Raw genomic sequence first — 25966 nt, 5'->3', positions numbered from 1 at the left:
TATTCGGTACTTGATATCAACGAGGATTATTTACGAGCCTGAACGAAAAAAGTAGTGCGATCGTACCAAATTCCTCGATCTGTTGCCAATTTTTCAATTTCACGCTGATATTCAGCCTTAAGTTGTTCTAATTGTTGAGATGATAAATTTACCAAAGGATTACCTCTTGGATAAAAACCATTTCCACTCCAATTCACCCAACGATTATTAAAAGGAAGATATTCTCCCGATTCCTCAATTTCAACTTCGATCTCACTAAAACCTGCTTGTTGAAGGAGATTGTGACATTTTTCAGGAGTCCAAAGTGGTTCGTTGATATGAGGTAAAGAAATACCTAAAATCTTTTCGCATACTTTTACTTGAATTGATGCCAAATAAGCGGTTTTGGCAGGAGTAGTAAAAGCAAGATAACCTTTTGGTTTAAGCCACTGATACCAGTTTTGTAAGGCGGTAGGGATATCAACTAGGTAAGTAATAGCAGAACAACAGAAAATCGCATCGAAACTGTTAGGATTAAACTGAATTGACTCGATATCTGCTTCAATTAATTTCAGATTATCTATTCCCAAAGCTAAAATTTTTTGTCTAGCTTGTTGTAACATTTCTGGAGAAAAATCAACTCCAATTACTGTTCCTGTTTTACCTACTTGTCGTGCTGCTGCAATTGCTAATAAACCAGTTCCTGTCGCGAGATCGAGTATTTTTTGTCCTGGTTGAATTGGAATAGATGCTAGTAAACGTTTAGCTTCACGAGGATGTCGTATTCCTTCATCATCATAGTTTGTCCGACGATTAAAGAAATCGATTACCTGTTGTTTGTATTCATTCATAATTTATGGTTTAGTTCTAACGATATTTAAAAAATTATCGAGAGTCGAACAAGGAGTATCTTCTCGCCAAGCAATAGCTAAGGAACTAGTTACCGTTGAAGATTGAAGGGAAAGATAAACAACTCCTTTTCTTTGAATATTTCTAATCGAATTGGGTAATAAAGCTACTCCCATTCCTGTGGAGATAAAACCTAAAATTAATTGCATCTCATTAGTAACAGACATTAATTTCGGTTCAAAACCTGCCTGTTGACAAACCTTAACTACAGTTCGATCCAAACCACAACTACCATCATTAAAACCAACTAAAAAATATTCCTGTTGAAGTTGTTCAATCTCGATTTTTTCCTGACTAGCTAAAGGATGAGCTTGTGCGATCGCAACTACTAAAGATTCTTCCAGAATAATTTCACTCATTAAATTATCCAACTGCTGTTGCGGAACAATAAAACCCAGATCGATTCTTTCTTCTAGTAACGCCTGAATTTGTTGTTTAGTAGGCATTTCTTGAATTAAAATTTCTACTTCAGGAAATTGTTGACGAAACGTTTGAATTGAGCGAGGAACTAAATCAGATAGAGAACTCCCTTCAAAAGCGATCGCTATTTTACCAATTTCTCCGCGACTTGCTCTTTGGGTCAACTGTACACCTAAGTCTACCTGTTTCAAAATCTTTTTTGCTTCTCTAACAAAAACTTTTCCTGCCGAAGTCAACTGAATTTGCGGTTTACTGCGATTAAAAAGTTCTACTCCCAAGTTTTTTTCTAAACGCTGTATTTGACGAGATAAAGGCGGTTGAGCAATATGCAGTCTTTCTGCTGCACGTCCAAAATTCATTTCTTCTGCCACTACTAAAAAGGTTTGAAGATGCTGTAAATCGAGATTAGAAAACATATCTGAATACTGATACCTCTAAAGGTATCGGATGACGTTAAAACTAGTGTTGCAAAGTATGATGCTAATTAATTATGCTTTAAATATGGAAAATAAAAAGTCAAAAAGCAACATTAGAGACGTTCCATGGAACGTCTGTACAAAAGTTAAAAGCTTGCACTGAGCGCAAGTGAATGTGTCAAAAATCAAAAGAAAAATATTTATTTTGTCAGCTTTTGATCTTTTCAAATAGTGGCTTTATTTATGCAGTTCTGAAATAGCTTTTGAGAAGTCTTAATAAAAATTTGCTTGGTTAATTCAAGAAGTATCTTATTTTGGGTTTGATAGATAATCAATTATTAACCATTACTTATTAACTATTAACCACTAAAAAATTATGCCTAAACCAACATTAACTTTAACAGAAGCAATCGAACAAAGACGCGCTGCTCGTTCATTTAAAAGCGATCCTATTCCCACAGAAATATTACAAGAAATTTTACGTTTAGGAACTCGTTCCCCTTCAGGTTTTAATCTACAACCTTGGCGTTTTATTGTGGTTCAAGAACAAGCTAATAAAGATAAACTTCGTGCTTGTGCTTTCGATCAACGTCAAGTTAGTGAAGCACCCGTTGTGTTAATTTGTTGCGGAGATCGCAGGATGAACCGTTTAGAATACATCGAATCTATTATTCAATTGGGAATCGATGCAGGTGCAATGAACGACAATTATGCTAACTACTTGCGTTCGGCAATTCCTCAACTATTTGATAATCATACTTCGTTTGGTTCTCTAGAAGCATGGACCAACCGACATACTATGTTAGCTGTAGCTCATTTAATGATTGTAGCTAAAAGCTTTGGTGTTGATAGTTGTCCGATGGAAGGATTTATCACCGCACAAGTAAAAGAAGCATTTAACATTCCTGAAGAAGTTGATGTTTGTTGTTTAGTACCGATGGGATATGCTGACGAACCCTTCAAAACCTACGGAGGCAGATTTGAGATCGAACAAGTTTGTTACAGCGAAACTTATGGCGATCGCTTGAATCTTTAAATCCCATCAAATTTAATTACATTTTTCCCAATCTCTACAACATAGCAGAGGTCAAATCATGATTACTATTCGCCCAGGACAAGAAAGAGGTCATGTTCAATTAAGCTGGTTAGATAGTCACCACACTTTCTCTTTTGGTAGCTATTACGATCCTCGTCACGTTCATTTTCGTGAATTAAGAGTCATCAATGAAGACATTATCAAAGCTGGTACTGGTTTTGGCACTCACGGACATCAAGATATGGAAATCATTACCTATGTCATGAGTGGAGAGTTAACTCACCGAGACAGTATTGGTAATCAAGCTGCCATTACCGCAGGGGAATTACAACGGATGACGGCAGGTACAGGAATTCAACATAGTGAATACAATCTTTCCTCAGATCAAGCCGTTCATTTATTGCAAATTTGGATTTTCCCAGAACAACAAGGTTTAGAACCAGGTTACGAACAAAAACAATTTTCAGTAACCGAAAGGGAAGGAAAATGGCAACTTTTAGCTAGTCGTGACAGTAGAGAAGGTTCTTTGTTGATTCATCAAGACGTTGATTTACTAGCAACACGCTTATCATCAGGTGAAACAATTAATTATTCTCTTTTACCAAATCGATTTGCTTGGCTACAAGTAACTGAAGGTAAATTAACAATTAATGGTCATTCTGTAGAAGCAGGAGATGGTTTAGCAGTAAGTCAAGAATCAGAACTAGTTCTACAAGCAGTCACTGATACAGAAGTGTTATTGTTTGACTTGGCATAATTTAATTAATAGTAGGGGGAGTTAATTAATTTCCTCTACTTTTTTCTAGTGTTACTAAAACAGTTACTAATTACTAATTACTAATTATTAGGGACAAACAATCAACCCCGATGATGACGCGTCATCATCAGCCGAAGGTGCGCTGCGCGACTAACCATCAACTATCAACCATCAACAAAAACCAGTATTTTAGAGTGTGTCTCATTTAATTAAGAAACGCTATAGTCTTAAGAAAATATAGAGAAAACTATAAGTAAGAATATTTAGGAAATTATAGGCAATCCGACCTCTTCAGCAATTATTTACGCAATTCTACGGGTAAAGTGGAAGTGACTACGAAAAGTTAGGTAATTTAACGGAGTTCAAGAAATGATCCCAATTGCACTGTATTAGACAGAACTGGCAGACTATTGGGTGAACAAGCAAAACAACAAGTTTCTCATCAAAATAACTTTTTGGTTATTGGCGGAAATTTGGCTTAATTTCGTAGGGCTTGATAATATAGCAGATTACAGCGAATACATTTTTGAGTGTAATAAAGATTATGTAGTTGCCAACGCGTTGTTGAATAAAAAACCTGCCGACAACGAAAAAGATCAGGTAGAAGAATCACTGACAATCTCATCTGCTGTAACAACTCCGAAACGAGTCAAAATCTAACAATTGATTTAATGTTCTACTCCTCATCGAGCGATCGCTTTAAATCTCATTGCTCTTGTTGTGACTAGTTATAAAAAATATAATTGCTGTTGATCATTAAATCGCAGCAATCTATTTTTTTGCTATTTTGGTGTATCTTAAAAAGCTGATCAGTTATAAACACCAATTTAAAATGCCTAAACTCTTCAAAAATCTCACCAAAGTTGGTCTTTTAAGTCTTGCGATCGCAAACTTTACCGTTATTCTTCCCAAACCTGCTGCTAGTCAGTTGTTACCTCAAGTTTGGGGAACAGTGGGTACTAAGGATGATGATATTAGTTATGGTGCTGGAGTTAGATTACTCAATTTCGGTGTGGAAGTAGGTACAGGAGAAGAAGGTGCAACAGGAGGAGATATTTTAACTTTCTTTCCTTTGCCTGTTGTTTCTCCTTACGTTGGTTTAGGTATTTATTCTGGTGATGATACTGTGGCTTATTCTGGAGGCGTACATATTAATCCTCCTGGTAATTTTTTCTTTGGCGGTGGTTATCATTCGATTCGTGGTATTAATGGAAAAATTGGCTTCAAATTTTAATCCAGCAATTTTCAGGTTAGTAAAACACATACCAGTTATCAGTAGAAACGTTCCATGGAACGTCTCTACAATTGCCTTTTACTCATCTTCCCTGATGGCTAGAAGTACCTAATTGTTGTTCTAATTTTCTAGAAGCAATGGACATTGAATAACAACAAATCCAATAAATAGTAGCAATAAATAGATATACTTCTCCATAACGTCCCAAAAACTTAGGATTAGCCAAAATTGCTTGGGAAATACCGAGTAAATCCACTAATCCGACAATTGCTAGTAAAGATGTATCTTTAAACAAACTGATAAATTGTCCCACAATACTGGGAATGACTGCCTTGAGAGCTTGAGGCAAAATAATAAATACTAAAGTTAAAACAGGATTTAAACCTAAAGCTTTAGCTGCTTCGGTTTGTCCGCGAGGAATTGATTGCAAACCACCACGAACATTTTCTGCCAAATAAGCAGAACTAAAAATTGTAAATCCTGCGATCGCTCTAACAACTCGGTCTGGTCTAATATAACTAGGTAATACTAAAGGTAACATTACCTGTGCCATGAACAAAATTCCGATTAAAGGTAAACCCCGAATTACTTCAATATAAGCAATTGATAGCCATCTAATGATTGGTAAATTGCTTTGTCTTCCCAAAGCTAACAAAACTCCTAGCGGAAAACAAAGAACAATACTAACCACTGCTACAAGAATAGTTAAAATCAGTCCGCTCAGATTATCTAATTTAACGTTACTTACCCCCAAAAGTAGCCAAAGATTGAGAAAAAAAGCCAGTAACCAAAGTAAAGGTAACCAACTTCTTAATTGAGGTATTGTTTTATTTAATTGCTTACCAAGAACTGCTGCGATCGCAAATTCAATTACCATCCCTACTAGGATTAAACTAGATTGTTGTCCCGCAGGTATAGCAACGGCAATACAAGTAGCAGTAATAATGCCTAAAATAATTAAAATTCGGCGATTAAATAAATTAGCAGTTGCTTGAGCCAAAACACCCCAGGAAATACCTCCCAAACCAACAATTACACCTAATGTTGCCCAAGTTCGCCAGATATCTTTAACAGGATAACGACCAATAAAAAATAAGCGCAAATTAGCATCTATTACTTGCCATTGAGCTTGAAAAAATGCCCAACGAATCAACCCTAATCCCAGCCAATAAATAAGAGATAAACTAACAAGAGTCAGAAGAGTATTGTGCCAACTACTAAACAGATTGTTCTTTAACCATCTTCCTAAATTGACAGGCTCGACTGGTTTAAGATTGGTTGCGCTCATAATAGATTATTTGAGATATTTGGCAAATTTTATATCCCAAAATTTTAATCAATAAACTAATTATTTAATGACAACTCTCAACAAGTTATCTTTTCCAACCAAATATGGTATTAGTTAAATTGAACTTTATTTAAAATAATTTGCAATAAAACCTAAATTATTTAGGTGACTTGTATAACATTCATTCATTAATGCTACCTTCATATAAACTTATTAATCAAAACTCCTGGACACGTCGTCAGTTATTGGTGCGAGGGGTTACAGTATTAGGAGCTTCGGCACTAGGAACAGCGATCGCTCTACAAAATAATCGTTCTTTAGCTGCTGTCAAAATTCCACCCATCAAAGAAACTACTTCTACTTCTAATCTAGGGTTTAATCCCATGTCTGTCTTGCGAGACTTTGATTATGGCAAAGTTAAACGAGAAAATGGACGTACGATCAGAGAATTTGAAGTAACTGCCAATAGCTCTCCAATTCAACTCAATAGTGCTATTTCTTTTGTTAGTTGGAGTTTAAATAATCGCGTACCGGGTCCTACTTTTAGAGCTAAAGAAGGTGAAATAATTCGGGTGATTTTCCATAACGAAGATGGGAGTTCCCATAGTATTCACTTTCATGGAGTCCATCGATCTGAAATGGATGGTATTGAACCAATTCGTCGTGGTGAGACAACAGTTTATGAATTTGAGGCTAAACCTTATGGTGTTCATCCTTATCACTGCCATGTGGCGCCGATTACTCGTCATATCAGCAAGGGGTTATATGGTTTACTAATTGTAGATCCACCTCAAGGTCGTCCACCTGCTGATGAGATGGTTTTGGTGATGAGTGGTTATGACTTAGATGATAACGAACAAAATGAACTTTATGCTTTTAATGGCATTCCTAATTTCTACCGAGATAATCCGATCGCTATTTATCAAAATCAATTAATCCGAATTTATCTATTGAATATGATTGAGTTCGATCCAGCCATCACCTTTCATATTCATGCCAATATGTTTCAAGTTTATCGCACAGGTAGAACTTTAAAACCTTGTGAAGAAAGCGATGTAATTACTCTTGGTACAGCAGAACGGCATATTATAGAGTTTACTTATACTTATCCTGGTCGATATATGTTTCATCCCCATCAAGATTACATTGCTGAAAACGGTTGTATGGGTTGGTTTGAGGTTATTTCTAGTTAACTCTCACAAAGAATTATTTCCTAATAATTGACAAGGAATAGCATTACCAGTACTCTATCACTTCAGCACTGATATAAATTATCAATTATTATGACCAAGCAATTAAAACCCGTAGAATTATTTTTAGCGGTAAGTTTTGCAACTAGTATCGGTGTTAGTAGTGCTTTGGCTACTAATACTAGCGATCGCGAAATATTTAATCAATCAACTTCTGAAACTTTACCCTTTTTAGCTCAAGGCACTCATGGGGGTGAAGGTGGTGAAGGCGGTGAAGGCGGTGAAGGTGGTGAAGGCGGTGAAGGTGGTGAAGCTGCTACAAGCAGTGGTAACCCTGATGTTGATTATGTAACTACATTAGGATTAATGAAAGGTCATTTAATCGTCGCCGAAGAATTACTTGCAGCAGGTAACTATACCGAAGCAGAAGTTCACATCGCACATCCTGTTGAAGAATTATATAGTGCAATTGAAACAGAATTACCAGAGCGTAACGTACCTGATTTTAGAGCTACTTTAACAGAAATGCAAGATTTATCAAAATCAGCACCAGATTCTCCTCAGATGAAAGAATCGTTTAACAAATCGATGGACTCAATCGATCAGGCTATTGCTGCTATACCTCAAGAGCAATTACAATCTCCTGAATTTGTCATGGATGTGATCTCAGAACTATTAAAAACTGCAGCAGATGAATACAAAGCAGCGATCGCGGATAATAAATTTGTTGAAGTAGAAGAATATCAAGACTCTAGAGGATTTGTTCTTTATAGCGAACAACTTTATCAAAATATTAGCGATCAAATGAGTCAAGAAAAACCTGACAATCATCAAGTTATTCTCGATACTTTAGCAGATCTCAAAACTGCTTGGCCTTCGGTAACACCTCCTGAAACTCCGATTAAATCTAGTTCAGAAGTTTATGGATTAGTTTCGGTAATTGAATTAAATAAATAAATATTGTGCTTCTGGGGTAAAAGCAGTTTATTAATCTTGTATTTTTCATATTATTTGCTTATTTTGGTTAAATTCAATGATTTTTTCAATTCCTAACTTGCTCACTCCAGAAGAATTAACAGAAATTACTACTACTCTGGCAGAAGCCGAATTTGTGGATGGTAAACTAACCGCAGGATGGCACGCCAAATTAGTTAAAAACAATCAGCAGTTAAAACAAGGAACTACTCAAGTTAAAAAATTAAAAGAAAAAGTCGTTAGCGCATTAAATCGAAATGCTTTATTTCAAACTGCTATTCATCCCAAAGCAATTCATTCTCTGCTTTTTAGTCGCTATCAAGTAGGAATGTCTTATGATCGCCATGTAGATAATGCCTTCATGGGAAGTTCGACTATTTATCGTTCGGATGTTTCTTTTACCTTATTTTTACAATCTTCTGCGACTTATGAGGGGGGAGAATTAATTATTGAAAGTGCCGACGATGAAAAAGCTTATAAATTGGATGCTGGTGCAGCAATTGTCTATCCTTCGACTACTTTGCATCGAGTTGAAAAAGTAACAAAAGGAACTCGTTTAGTAGTAGTAGGTTGGGTACAAAGTTTAATTAGAGAAGCAAGTGAAAGAGAAATTCTGTTTGATTTAGAGACAGCTAGACGTAGTATTTTTGCCAGAGAAGGAAAAACTTCAGAGTTTGATTTACTTTCCAAAAGTATTGCTAATCTTTTGCGGAAGTGGGGAGATATTTAATCTCAAGTTCAAATCTGTATTTTTGAAATTTTAAACTTGTTCGGGAGTTGGTAATGTTTCTAGATAGCATCCTCCGTATTAGTAAGTTCAGGATAATTTAAAAGATGAGTTAATATTTTCATTTTTAAATATAAAAAAGGTGGGAATTAACCCACCCAAAAACTTACTTCAAACCTTCAATTAATTGCTGCTTCGCTGTATCCAAAGCTTCACCTAACTTACTCGCATCTCTTCCGCCAGCTTGTGCCAGATTTGGTCTGCCACCACCTCCACCACCACAAATTTTAGCAATTACACCGATAAATTTACCAGCTTGTAATTGTTTTTCTTTAATTATTTTCTGACTAAAAGCAGCAACTAAACTTACTTTTCCTGCTTCAGGAATTGAAGCTAAAACTACGGCGGATTCTCCTAATTTTTGTTGCAATCTTTCCGCAGCAGCTTGTAAAGATTTAGCATCCATATCACCCATATTTGCTACTAAGATTTTGAACTCACCAACAGATTCTGCTTGAGATAATAAACCATCTGATTTAGCAACAGCTAATTCTTGTTTTGCTGCTTCCAATTCTTTTTGAGTTGCCTTTAATTCTGCTTGTAAATTGTTAACTCGATCGCTAATTTCTTCGGGTTTGGCTTTAAAGCGATCGCTCAATTCTTTAACTACTTTATCTCTAACATTTAAGTAGTCTAAAACCGATGCACCAGCTACCGCTTCGATCCTTCTAATTCCTGAAGAAATACCTGTTTCGGAAATGATTTTAAAAATGCCAATTTCGGCAGTGTTGTGTACGTGAGTACCACCACAAAGTTCCATCGAAACGCCAGGAAAATCGATTACTCTAACCTCCGAATCGTATTTTTCTCCAAACATAGCGATCGCGCCTTTAGCTTTGGCTTCTTCTAAAGGCATAATATTTACATCCGCTTCGTGTGCCTCAGAAATCCAACTATTAACTAAATCTTCTACCTGCTGAATTTCTTCTGCTTTTAATGCACGGGGACAGTGAAAATCGAAACGAAGGCGATCAAAGTCTACTAACGAACCTGCTTGAGAAATAGAATCATCTACAACTTTCCTTAAAGCAGCTTGTAATAAATGAGTTGCGGTATGATTTGCCTGAAGACGACGACGACAAGCGCGATCGATAGTTGCATTAACTGTATCATTTACAGCAAGAGTACCTCGTTCAATCTTGCCATAATGAACAAAGAAACCAGACTCTTTTTGCACATCTTCGATCCGAATTAAGAGATTATCCCCAGATAGATAACCCTTATCACCAATTTGTCCTCCAGACTCAGCATAAAAAGGAGTTTGATCCAAAATTATTTGTACTTCTGTGCCAGCTTCTGCCTTTTCAACCGATTTTCCTTCAACTAACAAAGCTTCTACCTTAGCTGTTACTTGTAGTTGTTTATAACCCAAAAATTGAGTTGAATGAATATGTTCTGCCAGCTGATCTATGCTACCTTGAACAGTAAGATCGATCGTTTGATGTGCTTCTCTGGCGCGATCGCGCTGTTGCTCCATCTCTGCATTAAATCCCTCTACATCAACAGTCAAACCTTGTTCTTCTGCGATTTCTTGAGTTAATTCCAAAGGAAAACCATAGGTGTCATAAAGAGTAAACGCATCAACACCAGAAATCTGTTGCGGTTTTTTCGCTAATATTTCTGCAAGAAGTTTTTCTCCTCTCTCCAACGTCTTGAGGAATTGATTTTCTTCTCTTTGTAATTCGTTTTTAATTGATTGTTCTCTTTTTCTAACATTAGGATAGGCAGACTCCGAGAGAGAAATAGCTGTTTCTGCTACCTGATTAATAAAGTTTCCTTCTATCCCAATCAATCTACCATGACGAATCACTCGTCGAATCAAACGACGCAAGACATATCCTCTATCTGTATTCGACGCAGTAATGCCATCTGCGATCATATGAACTACAGCACGGACATGATCGCCAATTACTTTAAAAGATGTTTTAGTTGTTTGATCAGCTTTAGTGTAATCAACTCCTGCAATCTCCGCAGCAGTTTTAATAATCGGCAAAATTAAATCAGTTTCGTAATTATTTGGGACTTTCTGGAGAATTTGCGCCATTCTCTCTAAACCCATCCCCGTATCAATGTTTTTATTTTGTAGAGGTGTTAAATTGCCATCCACATCGCGATTGTATTGCATAAATACCAAGTTATAAAACTCGATAAACCTGGTATCATCTTCCAAATCAATTTTCTTATCCCCTAATTCTGGATGAAAATCATAATATAATTCTGAACAAGGACCACAAGGGCCTGTAGGGCCAGAAACCCAGAAGTTATCATCTTCTCCCATGCGTTGAATGCGGTGTGCAGGAATTCCTATTCGATCTCGCCAAATAGCAAAGGCTTCATCATCTTCTTCAAAAACGCTGACAACTATTCTTTCTGGTGGCAAACCAAATACTTCTGTAGAAAGTTCCCACGCCCATTGTATAGCTTGTTCTTTAAAATAATCCCCAAAGCTAAAATTACCCAACATCTCAAAGAAAGTATGATGTCTGGCAGTACGTCCCACATTTTCGATATCATTGGTGCGGATACATTTTTGGGAAGTAGTAGCGCGGGGTTGGGGTGCTTTTTGTTGTCCGAGAAAGATAGGTTTAAAAGGTAACATCCCTGCTATAGTTAATAGTACTGTGGGATCTTCTGGTACTAAGGATGCACTGGGTAAGATTTTGTGTTGTTTTTCTTCAAAGAATTTCAGAAATTTATCGCGGATGTCGCTACCGCTAAAGTACTGGAGGGAGTCAGCCATAGTAGTTTGTCTAATGCAAGTTGTTGTATGCGATGATATTTATTTATTCTTGCATTTTTGGGGTTGTATGAGTCTCGCGCAGAGTCGCAAAGGCGCAAAGAGAGAAAATTTATTTAAATCAAAAAGGCTTGCTATTGGTTGATTCGGAACGGTTGAGTCGCCTATTTCAGTGGCTCTCGTTAACAAAACCGATTCTGATTAAAAAACATGGTCGAAAGCGCGTGAGGCACCTTGAGAAAACCCCAGCTTGTGCAATCACGTAAGAAAGCTAAAAGCATCTTCCGTTATGGTTTCGACTGTTTACGCTCTATCTTCTTGAATTTAGACGAACGTGAAGACGATTTTCTTCATTTTCTACAGTTTTTGTCCTGTACTTAGAATAGTCATAAATAAAATGAATAATTAGTTTTTTCTTAAATTAATTGGGCTGAATTTTTTTTTTAATCGATTTTTTTGATTATAAACAAATAATTTTTTGTTAAATGTTGTTAATTTGGCTTTTAATTAATATTTTTAGAAAAAAATCAGTGGTTAGCAACTACACAAATTCAGACTAAAACAATCTTGAGGTTGTTTATTTGAGAAAATAAAATATTTTAATCTTTTGTGAAGCAATCATTTAAAATAGGATTTTTCTTGTTAGTTTAGAAGAGTAAGTGAGTTAAGCTCAGAAAAGCCAAGCAATCAAGTTAACAATAACTAATAGTTGGATTAAGGACTAACAGACTCTATTAATAAAGTGAAAAGAGTTTATTTAGATGTACTTAAAATAATAGATAATTTCTAAACTTACTTAGTTACTAACAACACTAAACTTTGAATTAATTAGCTATAAGTTTGGAATAAAGGAAATTAAGCGATCACGAAGTGCCTCAGCTTCGCTGAGACCGCGTACGCGCCAGACAAAGCCTGACCACGCAGTGCCTCGCCGAAGGCGAGATCGCCAACCTCAAAAAATAGAACTAATGGAGGTTAAGAGAATGTTACAACAATGGAAAGGTTTCGTTTCAGGAACATGGACGAAAGAAATTAACGTCCGCGACTTTATTCAAAAAAATTATACCCCTTACGAAGGAGATGGTTCGTTTTTAGCAAGCCCTACCGAAATCACCCATCAACTCTGGTCAAAAGTTAAAGGTTTAATGGCATTTGAAAGAGAAAAAGGTATTTTAGATACAGATACCAAAGTGCCTTCTTCGATTACCTCTCATGCACCAGGTTATATTGATCGCAATTTAGAAAAGATCGTCGGCTTACAAACAGATAAACCTTTAAAACGGGCAATTATGCCTTATGGTGGCATTAAGGTAGTGAAAAATTCTTTAGAAGCCTATGGTTATCAGTTAGATCCACAAACCGAAGAAATTTTTACCAAATACCGTAAAACTCATAACGATGGTGTCTTTGATGCCTATACTCGCGAAATGAAACTGGCAAGGCATTCGGGAATTATTACAGGTTTGCCCGATGCTTACGGTAGAGGTAGAATTATTGGCGATTATCGTAGGGTAGCTTTGTATGGTTGCGATCGCTTAATTGAAGACAAGCAACAACAGTTAATTTCTTTAGAAGTAGATACCATTGATGAATCGGTAATTCGTCTCAGAGAAGAAATTTCCGAACAAATACGCGCCCTCAATGAATTAAAAGAAATGGCAGCTAGTTATGGTTACGATATCTCTCAACCTGCCAGTAATACCAAGGAAGCCCTACAGTGGACTTATTTTGCATATTTAGGTGCAGTTAAAGAACAAAACGGTGCAGCCATGTCTTTAGGTAGGGTAGCGACTTTCCTCGATATTTATTGCCAAAGAGATTTAGATAATGGTGACGTTACCGAAGCCCAAATTCAAGAATTAATCGATCATTTTGTCATGAAATTGCGGATGGTGCGTTTTTTGCGTCATCCTGCTTATAACGAATTATTTTCTGGCGATCCTACCTGGGTAACTGAATCGATTGGTGGTATGGGTGAAGATGGTAGAACTTTAGTTACTAAAAACAGCTTCCGTTTCTTAAATACCTTATATAACCTAGGGTCTGCCCCCGAACCCAATTTAACTGTATTATGGTCGGAAAGATTGCCTAAAGAATTTAAAAACTTCTGCGCTAAAATCTCGATCGATACCAGTTCGATCCAATACGAAAACGATGACTTAATGCGGAGTTACTACGGCGACGATTACGCGATCGCTTGTTGTGTTTCGGGAATGCGAATTGGCAAACAGATGCAATTTTTTGGGGCGAGGGTCAATTTAGCCAAAGCCTTACTCTATGCTATCAATGGCGGTAAAGATGAACAAGCAGGAGAACAAATCGCCCCGATGTTTGCACCGATAACTTCCGAATATTTAAATTATGAAGAAGTTAGCGCTAAATTCGATCTAATGATGGGTTGGCTGGCAAAACTCTACGTCAATACTCTCAACGTCATCCACTATATGCACGATAAATACTGCTACGAAAGGCTGGAAATGGCATTACACGACCGCGATGTTTATCGGACAATGGCTTGTGGAGTGGCTGGTTTATCGGTAGTCGCAGATGCCCTATCGGCAATTAAATACGCCAAAGTTAAAGTGATTCGTAACCAAGATGGTTTGGCAGTAGATTACGAAATAAAAGGAGATTATCCCAAATTCGGTAACAATGACGATCGCGTCGATACTATTGCTGCCCAATTGGTAGAAGACTTTATGAATAAAGTCCGCCAACACAAAACCTATCGCAACGCCGTACCTACCCAATCCATCCTTACTATCACTTCTAACGTGGTTTATGGGAAGAAAACAGGTAACACCCCTGATGGACGCAAAGCAGGACAACCCTTTGCCCCTGGTGCTAACCCAATGCACGGACGAGATACCAAAGGCGCGATCGCAGCTTTAGAATCTGTTGCTAAACTACCTTACGAACACGCCCAAGATGGTATTTCTTATACTTTCTCCATCGTCCCCGAAGCTTTGGGGAAAACTGAAGATAGTAAGATCAATAACCTAGCAGGAATGTTAGATGGTTATTTCCACGATCGAGGACACCATATCAACGTTAACGTCCTAAATCGCGAAACCCTGATCGATGCGATGGATCGTCCAGAATTGTATCCTCAATTGACTATTCGGGTATCGGGTTATGCGGTCAACTTTATCAAACTGACTCGCGAACAACAGTTGGATGTGATTAATCGCACCTTCCACGAAAGGGTATAGGTTTATTATTGGTCATTAGTCATTTGTTCTTTGTTATTAGTATGGTGGGGTGATTGCCTCGCCTTACTTTTTTTATATATGCTGCGATCGCCCAGCGCCTCGCTCCTGAGCGAGATCGCCCTTAAGTCTTATAATAAAGTAAAAATCAAGATAAACTTAAGTCGAAACTAATAAAATAAATAGATTATGTAGTAAAAAACTTGATGATTATACTATTGGTTAATTTATTTATTTTTTGTCACCAAGATAGAAATAATACGTCGGACAAAATGCGATCGCATTAAGAATTAGACAGATGAAATTTTTACGATCTTCGTTTTTAAAGTGCGGAAATTGTTCTTTAGTTTGCGATCATCACTCGATATAAGTTACAGCTTTTTACTACCTTGATGAACTAAATCAACCGCGATCTTATGATCTTAACTCCTCAATCAACCAATAAAGGTAGAATTCATTCAATAGAAACTTGCGGAACTGTTGATGGTCCTGGGATTCGCTATGTAATCTTTACTCAAGGATGTCCCCTCAGATGTCTTTACTGTCATAATCCCGATTGTCGTCAACCCCATGAAGGAAAAGAAGTAACGGTAGAAGAATTGATTGCAGATATCCAAAAATACCGCTCCTATATGAAATCTTCTGGCGGAGGAGTAACAGTATCTGGAGGTGAACCTCTGATGCAACCAGAGTTTGTCGGAGAAATTTTTCGTCGTTGTCAGGAGTTAGGAATTCATACCGCACTAGATACTTCGGGATATGTGCAATTAGAAGTAGCTAAACCAATCCTCAAATATGTAGATTTAGTTTTGTTAGATATTAAATCCTTCGATCCCAAAATTTATCATCGAGTTACTAGCGTTTCTCTCGAACCAACTCTAAATTTTGCTTGTTATTTAAGCCAAATCGCTAAACCTACTTGGATTAGATTCGTTCTAGTACCTGATCTTACCGATCCTCCTCAAAATATTAAAGGACTCGCTCAGTTTATCTCTAGTTTAAGCAATGTCGAACGAGTAGAAATTTTACCTTTTCATAAAATGGGGGAATACAAATGGGAACAACTAGGTTATCAATACGAACTCAAAGACACACCAGCAGCATCCCCAGAATTAGTTGTTCAAGCCAAAGAAATTTTTGCTCGATACGGAATTAAAGCAGATTAATTTTGTCTTTTGTATTTATTACTAATTAATCTCTAGGAAGTTTTTTCTTATATCAATTTGAAACAAGAATGCGACACATCATTTTTGTAGGGGCGAACCAACCTTCGCCCTTACTGGTTTAAACAACAACTAACTCTTTGGTAACTTTTTCTTGATTATTACTTTCTGATAATTTACTCAAAATTGCACTAACGTTTTGTTTGGCATCACCAAAGAGCATCAAACTATTTTCTTTGTAAAATAAGGGATTGTCTACCCCCGCATAACCACTAGCCAAACTCCGTTTCATTACTATCACTGTTTCAGATTTCCAAACTTCCATCACAGGCATTCCTGCAATTGGACTATTGGGGTCTTCCATTGCGCTAGGATTAACTGTATCGTTAGCACCAATAACCAAAACTACATCTGTATCGGGAAAATCTTCGTTGATCTCGTCCATTTCTAAAACGATATCATAAGGAACTTTTGCCTCGGCTAAAAGTACATTCATATGTCCAGGCATTCTTCCAGCTACAGGATGAATTCCAAACCGAACTTTAGTACCGCGCTTGCGTAAGATGTTAGTAATATCTGATACAGCGTGTTGAGCTTGGGCTACTGCCATCCCATAACCAGGAACAATAATTACACTTTTAGCATTGTTGAGTAATTCAGCCGTTTCTTCGACGGTTGTAGCAGTAGCTTCGCCTTGAGGTGTTTGACTAGCTTGAGTAGGTGTACCTGTACCTTCACCGAAACCGCCTAAAATAACGCTGATAAAAGAACGATTCATGGCTTTACACATAATGTAGCTAAGGATTGCGCCACTACTACCAACTAAAGCACCAGTAATAATTAGTAAATCGTTAGAAAGCATAAAACCAGCAGCAGCAGCAGCCCAACCAGAATAGCTATTCAGCATCGAAATAACTACGGGCATATCGGCACCGCCAATTGCCATAACCAGGTGAATTCCTAAAACACAGGCAATGAGCGTCATAATTAATAGTGGTTGTAAGCCATTAGCCACAGTCATAAACTGTACGCCCAAAACAATACAACCAACTAGCATGGCAATGTTGAGCAGATGACGGGCTGGTAATAATAAGGGTTTAGAACCAATTAAACCTCTTAACTTACCAAAGGCAATAATTGAACCAGTAAAAGTAACCGCCCCAATAAACACACCCAGATAAATTTCGATTTGATGAATAGTAGCTTCTACACCTATTAAAGAAGACTCTGGTTGTAAATAATTAGCAACTCCAACCAAGACAGCAGCTAAACCCACAAAACTATGGAGAATTGCTACCAATTCAGGCATGGAAGTCATGGCTACTCTAGCAGCCAAAACTGAACCAATAATTGCACCAGGAACGATCGCGCCAATTAAAGTAGTGTAACTTGTAACTTGAGAACTCAAAGCAGTAGCTACAAATGCGATCGCCATTCCTGCAATCCCATACAAATTTCCTCTGCGGGCTGATTCCTGATTGGATAAACCTCCCAGACTGAGAATAAACAAGGCACTCGCTGCAATATATGCAACTGTAACTAGATTATTTGACATGGTTTGTTAATGATTGATAGTAGATTGATAACTGAGGTACAGGCGTAACAGGTTACGTCTCTACTTCTGAAACATTTTCAACATTCTTTGAGTAACCAGGAAGCCACCAGAAATATTGATCGTACCGACTAAAATTGCGATCGCACCTAAAATAGTAGTAGGGGAACTCAATTCGCCAGAAATCTGCAACATCCCACCAATAATAATGATCCCGCTGATGGCATTTGTGACACTCATCAAAGGAGTATGTAGAGCAGGGGAAACATTCCAAATTACTTGCCAACCGACAAAACAAGCCAAAACAAACACTGTGAAATGAGACAAAAAAGAAGCAGGCGCACCAACACCAATGCCAATCAAAGCTAAAGATGCGATCGCAATCCACAGTAAACCCTTAGCTGAAGACTGTTTTTCTTCTTTATTTACAACAGTTTTAGCTTCTGTAGTCGCAATTTGATTCGGTGTCGGGGATGGATTATTAATCTTTGGTGGTGGCCAAGTTATTTTACCTTCATGCAGTACTAATGCACCTCGAACCACTTCATCGTCATAATCTACTTTATAATTTTCTCCACCACCCATATCTTTGAGTAGATGCCATAGATTAGTCCCATAAAGCTGACTAGACTGGGCTGCCATACGACTAGGTAAATCTGTCAAACCAACAATAGTAACCCCGTTGTATTGATAAATTTCGCCTGGTTTGGTTACCGCACAATTACCTCCTTGTTCGGCTGCCAAATCGACAATGACAGAACCTTCCTTCATCGATTCCACCATGTCTATAGTAATTAATTTGGGAGCAGGTTTACCAGGGATCAAGGCTGTGGTAATGATAATATCTACATCTTGCGCTTGCTCGGCAAATAAAGCCATTTCCGCCTCGATAAATTCTTTACTCATTACTTTGGCGTAACCACCTTGCCCTGTACCGTCTTCTTCAAAATCAAGCTCTAAAAATTCTGCTCCCAAACTTTCAACTTGTTCTTTTACTACAGGACGAGTATCAAACGCTCTTACAATTGCGCCCAAGCTTCTAGCAGCCCCAATAGCAGCCAAGCCAGCTACTCCAGCACCAATAACCAAGACTTTAGCAGGAGGAACTTTACCCGCAGCCGTAATTTGTCCTGTAAAGAAACGACCAAAATTATTAGCAGCTTCAATCACCGCACGATAACCAGCAATATTCGCCATCGAACTAAGAGCGTCCATTTTCTGAGCGCGACTAATTCTAGGTACTGCATCCATTGCCAAAACTGTCGCTTGACGGGCTGCTAATTTATCTAATAACTCTGAATTTTGCGCAGGCCAAATAAAACTAATTAAAGTTTTTCCCTTCGGAAAAGTTTCTGTTTCCTCATCTTGAGGAGGACGAACTTTTAGAATAATATCAGCTTGCTCTAAAAGAGCTTGAGCTTGCTCAATAATTTGACATCCTGCTTTTCGATAAGCTTCGTCGGTAAAATTAGCAGCTACTCCTGCACCTGACTGAACTAAAACGTCAAACCCTATTTTTTGTAATTTTTTCACTGTATCAGGTGTAGCAGCCACTCGGCATTCATCAGGATATATTTCTTTTAAAACGCCAATTTTATATGAATGTTGTGGTAGCTGTTGGTCAGTTTCAATTCTTGTTGCAGTTGCTGTCATGAACTCTCCTTGATCAGACACAAAAATAGCCTTTCCAGCATTTGATGACAGTTGCTTTTGAGGAACTTATTTACCAACTATTACTTTGAGCATCCTGAAGTGAGCGATCGCAGTTTGAACTTCCTCGATTTTGCTCTTTCAGAATTAGAAAGTTTTAGGGTAATTCCTTTTAATTTAATTGATTAGTAGTAATGCTGTCACTTAACAAAATATTTGCTACTGGTAAAGGCGAAAATAAAATCTTGAATTTGTGTATTGCGATCCTATGACGATCCCCAAAATTATCTTTCAATCTTTAACTTATCTTATCAATTAGTTAATTTATTTTATTTGACCGAGCCAAAATTTCGTTCAATTATAGCTAAAAACTGTTACTTTCAGTGATAAATAGGGAACTCTATAGCGGTAGACTTTCAAAGGTACATTTTGTCTATCCGTATTATCAAAGGTTCATCGGGCCCAACTACGACAGAAGAAGTTTTTCAACTAATTGTTGCTTCACCACAAGGAATTACAGCCAAAGAAATTTGCCGAGCATTAAATCGTCCAGTTTCGATGGTGCAGATTTGTCTAAAAAACCTTAAATCATCTCAACAAATTTATGCTCAAGCTGACGCAAATGCTAGACAAATTAAGTATTATCCTCGCTTTGCTCCCAATTAAAGCTTACTCGTCCATAGTTTTATCTTTGACACCACGAACAATTCGAGAAAGCTCACTTTTTTCATCGATCGCAATTTTGGTCGGAGAACCACTAATAATTCGTTCATAATTACGGAAAGAATCTTTGATATCCGCACCACCATGACTGATAACATATTCGCGAATACCTTTGTCATGCCAAGAACCACGCATTTTAAAGACGTTAATTGCCCGAGACATTTCACCGCGAATTTCTACATATTGCAGTAGTAGAATTGTATCAGTAATAGTCGAAATATGGGATTCAGTAATCGAATGAGTTCCCATAAACTGATCGGTAGTATTCGTAAAAAAGCCAGTAATTTCTTCCTGCTTGGCATAACCTGTTACACCAATCACAAATTGACGGAAAGCATTATTGGTAACTCCCCTAGCTAAGGCAGAAAGAGAATCAATGGCAATGCGTGAGGGTTTAAACTGAGTAATTTCTGATTTGATCATTTGGAGATGATCTTCTAAACCTGCTGATTCTGGATAATTACAAAACAGTTTTAGCAAGCCTTTTTGTTCCATCTCTTCAAAGTTAATGCCCCAAGAAGAAGCATTACGGGATAACTGCGCCCTCGATTCTTCATAGGCAAATAAAATTGCTCTTTCTCCGCGACGACAACCTTCTTCCAAAAACTTACTCACTAACAAGGTTTTACCAGTACCAGTTGCCCCTGTTGCCAAAATAATTGAATCTTTGAAAAAACCTCCACCACACATTTCGTCCAAAATTTTGATCCCCGAAGAAATCCGCGTGTTGGAAGAACGCTGAGTAAGTCGCATTGCGCCGAGAGGAAAAATATTGATCCCGTCGTTGGTAATCGTAAAAGGATATTCTCCTTTCATGTGAGTTGTTCCGCGTAGTTTGAGAATTTCAATCGTACGGCGACGACGTTCTCCTTCTAAAACATTCCGAATCACAATTACGTTATCCGAGACAAATTCTTCAACTCCAAATCGAGCAATTGGTCCGTATTCTTCTACTCGTTCGGTAGTCATAATACAAGTGACTTGTAATTGTTTGAGACGTGCTATTAGACGAAAAATTTCTCTGCGGACAACTGGGGCAGCATCGTATTGTTGAAATACTGCTGTAACTGAATCAATTGAAACTAATTTGGCTTTATATTTGCGAATTGCGTACTGAATTCGCTCAATTAGAGCAGAAAGATCGAAATTACCAACTACTTCTTGCCCTTCGGGATCGGGAGAGGCATCAAGAATAAATAATTTCCCTCCTTCGACTAAACTTTGTAGTTCCCAGCCAAAACTATGGGCATTTTGAATAATATCTTGAGGAGATTCTTCAAAAGTGATAAATATGCCTGGATAATCAAAATGTTTGATGCCGTGATAAAGGAACTGAATAGCGAGTAAAGTTTTTCCTGTGCCAGATGTACCGCTAACCAGAGTTGTTCTATTTTCTGGCATTCCTCCGTGAGTGATCTCATCAAATCCTTCAATCAGGGTTCGGATTTTTTTGACTCCTGGAATAGACTGCGCTTCTGGTTGGGGACTATTCGGATTTGCTTGGTTCATCTTGAGAGTTTAAATTTGGAATTTTTTAAGTGATTATTTAAACAGGTAAAAACTACAATAACTAATAATGATACGGATAAGATTGTTAAATTTCTAACTCGCGGTCATCTTCACTGGTGCCTTCGCGAGATTTTTGGTAGTCGCTTTCGCGGTCGCGAATTTCTTCGTATAGTAAATCTAAACCGATCAACACTTTTTCTCGGTCTGAAAGATCACCGATGATTTTTCTTACAGGCGGAGGTAAAACTTTAGATAAGGTTGGTGTGGCTAAAATTTTATCTTCTTCTGCTAATTGAGGATTTTTTAGTACATCAATCACTTTCAAGGCATACACTCCTTGAAAATCTTTTTCTAAAATATTTTTTAAAGTTTTTAAGGCTTTGACTGAGCTTGGTGTATTTCCTGCAACGTACAACTTTAATACATAGGTTTTTCTAAATTTAGTCATAAGAAAAAATAATAAAATATAATATTCAAAAAAGTACCAAAGATAAACTTAGCATTGAAAAAGAGAAAATTATCTCTGCTAATTTATTTAGAATATTGTCAATCTAATCTAAAGAATAAATCTAAAGGTAAATCTTCTCTGGGAATAGAACGACGATACATTTCACACAAATGGGCAATAATATCAATCAGTGCCAAACGATAATCTAAGAGAATTTCTTCATTTCTCCCTTCTAATTTAAGTTGTTGAGCAAATTCATCCATTAGTTCCATGTGCATTTCCAGAATCTGGGAAACAGATAAATCAGCAAAAAAGGCTTGATTGACAAACTGATCAATTAGTTTATTAATATCTTGTTCTTCATTAAAATAACTCAAAATAATTTGACGATATTCTGAGCTTAATTGACGAAATAATTCTTGTTTTTTTGCTTGAGAAAGATTCCGATAAAAATCTTGAGAATTACGTTTATAATAAATCCCTAAATAACCTAATCTTTCCTTAAGTTTTTCTGCTAATCGACGTTGTTGAAGTAGCAAGAAACTTTGATAATTTTGAGTTAATTGAGTTTCTGAGGCAGATTTTTCTAAAATACAGTTAGGCGCAAGATTGAGAAACTTAGTAATAGCTATATTGATCACAGAAGCGATTTGCTCAACCTGATTGTTTGCTAGACATACTTCAGCGTTGTGATAAATTTTGTTTTTTAAACAATTAAATCCTTCCGAAAACGAACTAACAAAAGAATCATGTTCGTTATGATTAGCAATTTTTGTAGAATCAATGATCACAATTGGTAATAAAATGCCTTGTTGAACTAATTGAGTCAGTATGGGTTCAAAGGAACTATCTTTAATAAAAATTAAACAATCAATTTGTTCTTTGTGTTGTTCAATAAACTCTTGTAAATCACTAGCTAGTTCAATCAGTTTTAGTTTATAGCGATCGCGACTAAGGAAATCACTTAACGAAGAAGCTAATTGTCGGTTAGAAGGAAACAGACAAAGGAAAAGTCGTTCAGAGGCAGAATATTTGGATGAATCTGGGTAATGTTGCTGGTTTGACATCGGCACAGTCGTGATAGTAGGATTGCCATCCTCCTGTAATTAATTTAGACAAGAATCTTATAAAAACTTAACATTTATTGAATGATTATGAGAATTGTAATTAATTGTAAGTATAGAGTGCATTCTCTTGTTCATTTCAAGTAATAATTAAGCAGTAGCTTCTTCTCAGATTGTTTAATTTCAGCTTAAACAGCAAACCAAATTTAACAACAACAGCCTAACGAAAATTTAGTAACTCTAGGCTGCTTAGGAGAAATTTGACTAATAAAAATTTATGTCTAATTCTCGTTTTACGCTCAAAGAATTTGTAGATCCGATTCCTACTTGTAGGCAAACAGCCAATTTGCCGACAATACTTAATTTACTCAACTCTAGTCAATCTAACGCGATCGCAGTATTAAATGATCGAGAGTACCCTATCGGGATAATTAACTCGGAGAGTTTACTTTCGTGGTTAAGCAATGAGTTGCTCAATAGCTTTTCCCCTTTTACAGGTGGAGTAGCTTCGACTGTAGTACAAAAGTCATCTTCACTATCAGTTGCTACTGTCAGTAAAAGTATTGGGTTATTTTCTTCTATTTGTGATTTACAGTCTGTCATTAAGCCTACTATTATTTTGACATCTGAGATGAGCAGAGAAAGTTTTTTGTCTCAGCTTCAGTCGGAAACTCATTTTATTAGTAACCAAGTCAACTATTTAGTAGTTGATCGAGAAGGAAAACTTTTAGGATGGTTGGACAGTCAAAAATTGATGAAATATCTAGTTCTAGAGCAGGCTAAGGCTAATAGTAACAATTATAATTTAACCACAGTTTTACCAAAATATTATTTTAATTTAATTGAGCAAATTCCTCTACCTTTAAGTATTCAAACTCAGCAAGGAAAGATTGTATATCGCAATCAAGTTTGGCGGAAGCAAATACATTTTTCTCAAGAAATACATTGTTATTTTCCTGACAAAAATTCATTCAATTCAAGTCCCAACTTTAGTCAAGAAACTTCTGAAAAAGCTGAAATTAAGTCAATTAAACTCGACCCTTATTGTTTAAAAAGCAATTCTTATTTATTCAAATCTCCTTCTTCCTTGTTGCCTATTAAAAATGGTCAATTCTTAGAATTAATGCAAGAAGTTAATTCTAAGTTGAGTTGTAATAAATTAGGTATAAATTCTCAGAAAAATGCGAATCTTCAACCGCTATGGCATTATTATCGTTTACCTTTTAATGATTCAGGAGTTAGTTATTGGTTAGTCTTAGCAGTTCAATCTTTAACCAAAACAAAGGATTTAACCAAGCCTCAATCTGTTTCTGAATCAAAACAATTCAATCAATTTAAAGATGAATTTTTAAGCCATATAAGTCACGAACTAAAGTCACCCCTGACAGCAATTGTGGGATTATCAAGTCTCTTAAAAGAACAAAAATTGGGACAATTAAATCAACGTCAAACTCGCTATGCAGAGTTAATTTATAGTGGTGGACGTAAATTAATCAATATAGTTAATGATTTATTAGACTTAACTCGCTTAACTACCGATCAAACTTCACTAAATTTAGAACAGATTGAAATCAAAAGTTTTTGTCAAGAAATATATCAACAACTGCTTAATAAATTAGAAGATAACACTACCTTAAAAAACTCTTTAGTTAATTATCCTCAATTAAAGTTTGAAATTGAACTAGAAACTATTGCTGGAAACCAAGTTCGTTTACATCAAATTTTGTCTCGTTTATTAAAAGCTGTTTTAAAACTAATTCCAACTCAATCAGAGATTATTGTTTCGGTAAAACAGTGGAAAAATTGGATTGCTATTACAATTGGAAATTCAAAATCAACTTTCTCTGAAAACTCTCAAGATTTAGCCTGGGAACTTTCTCTTCAATCGCAACAAAATCTAGCTCATCCGCAAAAAGATTTGGAATTAGACTTGATGCTTGCTCAACAAATAGCTAAATCTTATGGTGGAAATATTGCTTGTTTATTTCAAGAAGATTATGGCATTGAATATACTTTGTTGATACCAAACCAGAATTTTAATTGCAATTTGAATTTAGAATCTAATGATATTCCGATTGTGACAGAGCGTAATTTAAAAATTTTAATAGGAGTAACCAATCCTAACCAGATTAATGAGCTAACTACTCAATTGCTTGAGTTTGGTTATCAGCCAGTGATGGCTTCAACAGGTATAGAAATACTTGAAAAAGCACGTCAATTACAACCTAGTAAAATTTTAATTAATGCTTCTTTACCTTTGCTGACTACGGACGATATTTTAACTTTATTAAAAGCTGATGTTCGTACTCAAAAAATTCCTGTTTTTCTACTCAAAAGTGATTGCGATGAGTTAGGTATTAATAACATTCAGTTATTAGATGGTTGTTTAAAATTTCCCTTAGAAAGATCAACTTTGCTTCAGATGTTTACACCTGTTAAATCAGAAGTTCTTCCGAAAAAACGCTTAACAATTCTGAGTTTACATCCCAATTCTAATCTTAGTGATAAGTCGATCACTTCTGTTAATTGGGAGTTAGACTTTTCGTTGAAAGCTGGATTAGATCATCTCGATCATCGTATTATTGAAGCCGATTGTTTAGAGCAAGGAGAATTATTAGCTCGGATTTGGCAGATCGATGCTATTTTACTTGATGGTAGTCTTTTGGTTGAGCCTGTGAGTTTTTTGCGATCGCTAAAAAGCTTGTCAGTGTTGGCTGCTTTACCGTTAGTAACTTTAGATGCTCAAACTACCGCAGCAGCTAATCAGATTGAAGGGTTATCGGTATTTCCTTGTTTAGTGCCTGCTGAAGAAAGAACTATTTTAGATTTAGCACAAGTGATTCAAATCGCTGCTGGAATTAATTAAGCTATTGACTCTTAGCTAAATATTCAATCTAAATAAAGTGTTTAGTAATTATTA

The 25966-nt window shown here is 36.6% G+C and carries 21 protein-coding genes and 1 pseudogene; 13 read left to right on the top strand and 9 right to left on the bottom strand.

Going from position 1 to position 25966, the window contains the following annotated elements; all coding sequences use genetic code 11:
• Positions 1–26: 26 nt before the first annotated feature.
• On the bottom strand, positions 27–830 hold the full coding sequence (locus STA7437_RS01820) for a class I SAM-dependent methyltransferase (protein ID WP_015191663.1): 804 nt from the start codon (positions 828–830) through the stop codon (positions 27–29).
• Between the two features lie 3 nt (positions 831–833).
• Positions 834–1724, bottom strand: coding sequence for a LysR substrate-binding domain-containing protein (locus STA7437_RS01815; protein WP_015191662.1), 891 nt, complete (start codon positions 1722–1724; stop codon positions 834–836).
• A gap of 376 nt (positions 1725–2100) precedes the next feature.
• On the opposite strand from STA7437_RS01815, the gene STA7437_RS01810 reads away from it, so the two are divergent.
• From STA7437_RS01810 to STA7437_RS01795, 4 genes are all read left to right on the top strand, one after another.
• A complete protein-coding gene (locus tag STA7437_RS01810; RefSeq protein WP_015191661.1) occupies positions 2101–2760 on the top strand; it encodes a nitroreductase family protein in 660 nt (219 codons plus the stop codon).
• A gap of 58 nt (positions 2761–2818) precedes the next feature.
• Entirely contained in the window at positions 2819–3517 is a 699-nt protein-coding gene (locus STA7437_RS01805; protein ID WP_015191660.1) for a pirin family protein, read from the top strand.
• A gap of 414 nt (positions 3518–3931) precedes the next feature.
• Positions 3932–4177, top strand: a complete 246-nt coding sequence (locus STA7437_RS01800; RefSeq protein ID WP_041619086.1) for a hypothetical protein — start codon at positions 3932–3934, stop codon at positions 4175–4177.
• A 172-nt stretch (positions 4178–4349) separates the two neighbouring features.
• Positions 4350–4751, top strand: a complete 402-nt coding sequence (locus STA7437_RS01795) for a hypothetical protein (protein ID WP_015191659.1) — start codon at positions 4350–4352, stop codon at positions 4749–4751.
• An 82-nt stretch (positions 4752–4833) separates the two neighbouring features.
• Here STA7437_RS01795 and STA7437_RS01790 read toward each other — a convergent pair whose 3' ends face one another.
• On the bottom strand, positions 4834–6039 hold the full coding sequence (locus tag STA7437_RS01790) for an amino acid ABC transporter permease (protein ID WP_015191658.1): 1206 nt from the start codon (positions 6037–6039) through the stop codon (positions 4834–4836).
• A 191-nt stretch (positions 6040–6230) separates the two neighbouring features.
• Between STA7437_RS01790 and STA7437_RS01785 the strand changes: the two genes are divergently transcribed.
• From STA7437_RS01785 to STA7437_RS01775, 3 genes are all read left to right on the top strand, one after another.
• The gene (locus STA7437_RS01785; protein ID WP_015191657.1) at positions 6231–7232 is read left to right on the top strand and encodes a multicopper oxidase domain-containing protein; all 1002 of its coding nucleotides are present in this window, start codon (positions 6231–6233) and stop codon (positions 7230–7232) included.
• 90 nt (positions 7233–7322) lie between these two features.
• A complete protein-coding gene (locus STA7437_RS01780; RefSeq protein WP_015191656.1) occupies positions 7323–8186 on the top strand; it encodes a hypothetical protein in 864 nt (287 codons plus the stop codon).
• Between the two features lie 76 nt (positions 8187–8262).
• On the top strand, positions 8263–8934 hold the full coding sequence (locus tag STA7437_RS01775; protein ID WP_015191655.1) for a Fe2+-dependent dioxygenase: 672 nt from the start codon (positions 8263–8265) through the stop codon (positions 8932–8934).
• 163 nt (positions 8935–9097) lie between these two features.
• On the opposite strand, the gene alaS is transcribed toward STA7437_RS01775, so the two are convergent.
• On the bottom strand, positions 9098–11731 hold the full coding sequence (gene alaS / locus STA7437_RS01770; RefSeq protein ID WP_015191654.1) for an alanine--tRNA ligase: 2634 nt from the start codon (positions 11729–11731) through the stop codon (positions 9098–9100).
• Between the two features lie 134 nt (positions 11732–11865).
• On the opposite strand from alaS, the pseudogene STA7437_RS27840 reads away from it, so the two are divergent.
• The 3 genes and pseudogenes from STA7437_RS27840 to pflA form a co-directional block, all read left to right on the top strand.
• Positions 11866–12109, top strand: a pseudogene (locus STA7437_RS27840) (hypothetical protein); the annotation flags it as partial.
• A 602-nt stretch (positions 12110–12711) separates the two neighbouring features.
• A complete protein-coding gene (pflB, locus tag STA7437_RS01765; RefSeq protein WP_015191653.1) occupies positions 12712–14940 on the top strand; it encodes a formate C-acetyltransferase in 2229 nt (742 codons plus the stop codon).
• 413 nt (positions 14941–15353) lie between these two features.
• Positions 15354–16103: a pyruvate formate-lyase-activating protein gene (pflA, locus tag STA7437_RS01760; protein WP_015191652.1), complete on the top strand. Its 750-nt coding sequence runs from the start codon at positions 15354–15356 to the stop codon at positions 16101–16103.
• Between the two features lie 118 nt (positions 16104–16221).
• On the opposite strand, the gene pntB is transcribed toward pflA, so the two are convergent.
• Together pntB and pntA are read right to left on the bottom strand one after the other, a co-directional pair.
• Positions 16222–17655, bottom strand: coding sequence for a Re/Si-specific NAD(P)(+) transhydrogenase subunit beta (pntB, locus tag STA7437_RS01755; protein ID WP_015191651.1), 1434 nt, complete (start codon positions 17653–17655; stop codon positions 16222–16224).
• 60 nt (positions 17656–17715) lie between these two features.
• On the bottom strand, positions 17716–19305 hold the full coding sequence (gene pntA / locus STA7437_RS01750) for a Re/Si-specific NAD(P)(+) transhydrogenase subunit alpha (protein ID WP_015191650.1): 1590 nt from the start codon (positions 19303–19305) through the stop codon (positions 17716–17718).
• A 57-nt stretch (positions 19306–19362) separates the two neighbouring features.
• On the opposite strand from pntA, the gene STA7437_RS27315 reads away from it, so the two are divergent.
• Both STA7437_RS27315 and STA7437_RS01745 read left to right on the top strand, forming a co-directional pair.
• Entirely contained in the window at positions 19363–19491 is a 129-nt protein-coding gene (locus STA7437_RS27315) for a hypothetical protein (protein ID WP_281169246.1), read from the top strand.
• 240 nt (positions 19492–19731) lie between these two features.
• Complete coding sequence (locus STA7437_RS01745) at positions 19732–19968, top strand: RPC34 RNA polymerase subunit family protein (RefSeq protein WP_015191649.1); 237 nt, start codon at positions 19732–19734, stop codon at positions 19966–19968.
• Positions 19969–19971: 3 nt separating this feature from the next.
• On the opposite strand, the gene kaiC is transcribed toward STA7437_RS01745, so the two are convergent.
• From kaiC to STA7437_RS01730, 3 genes are all read right to left on the bottom strand, one after another.
• Positions 19972–21534, bottom strand: coding sequence for a circadian clock protein KaiC (gene kaiC / locus STA7437_RS01740; RefSeq protein ID WP_015191648.1), 1563 nt, complete (start codon positions 21532–21534; stop codon positions 19972–19974).
• Between the two features lie 85 nt (positions 21535–21619).
• Complete coding sequence (gene kaiB / locus STA7437_RS01735; protein ID WP_015191647.1) at positions 21620–21982, bottom strand: circadian clock protein KaiB; 363 nt, start codon at positions 21980–21982, stop codon at positions 21620–21622.
• A 98-nt stretch (positions 21983–22080) separates the two neighbouring features.
• Complete coding sequence (locus STA7437_RS01730; RefSeq protein WP_015191646.1) at positions 22081–23049, bottom strand: circadian clock protein KaiA; 969 nt, start codon at positions 23047–23049, stop codon at positions 22081–22083.
• Between the two features lie 274 nt (positions 23050–23323).
• Here STA7437_RS01730 and STA7437_RS24595 point away from each other — a divergent pair, with 274 nt between their 5' ends.
• Positions 23324–25912, top strand: a complete 2589-nt coding sequence (locus STA7437_RS24595) for an ATP-binding response regulator (RefSeq protein ID WP_015191645.1) — start codon at positions 23324–23326, stop codon at positions 25910–25912.
• The last annotated feature ends 54 nt before the right edge of the window (positions 25913–25966 follow it).

It is taken from the genome of Stanieria cyanosphaera PCC 7437 (assembly GCF_000317575.1).
Classification (GTDB): domain Bacteria; phylum Cyanobacteriota; class Cyanobacteriia; order Cyanobacteriales; family Xenococcaceae; genus Stanieria; species Stanieria cyanosphaera.
The sequence above is the reverse complement of the archived record's forward strand: the minus strand, read 5'-3'. Positions and strand labels throughout refer to the sequence as shown.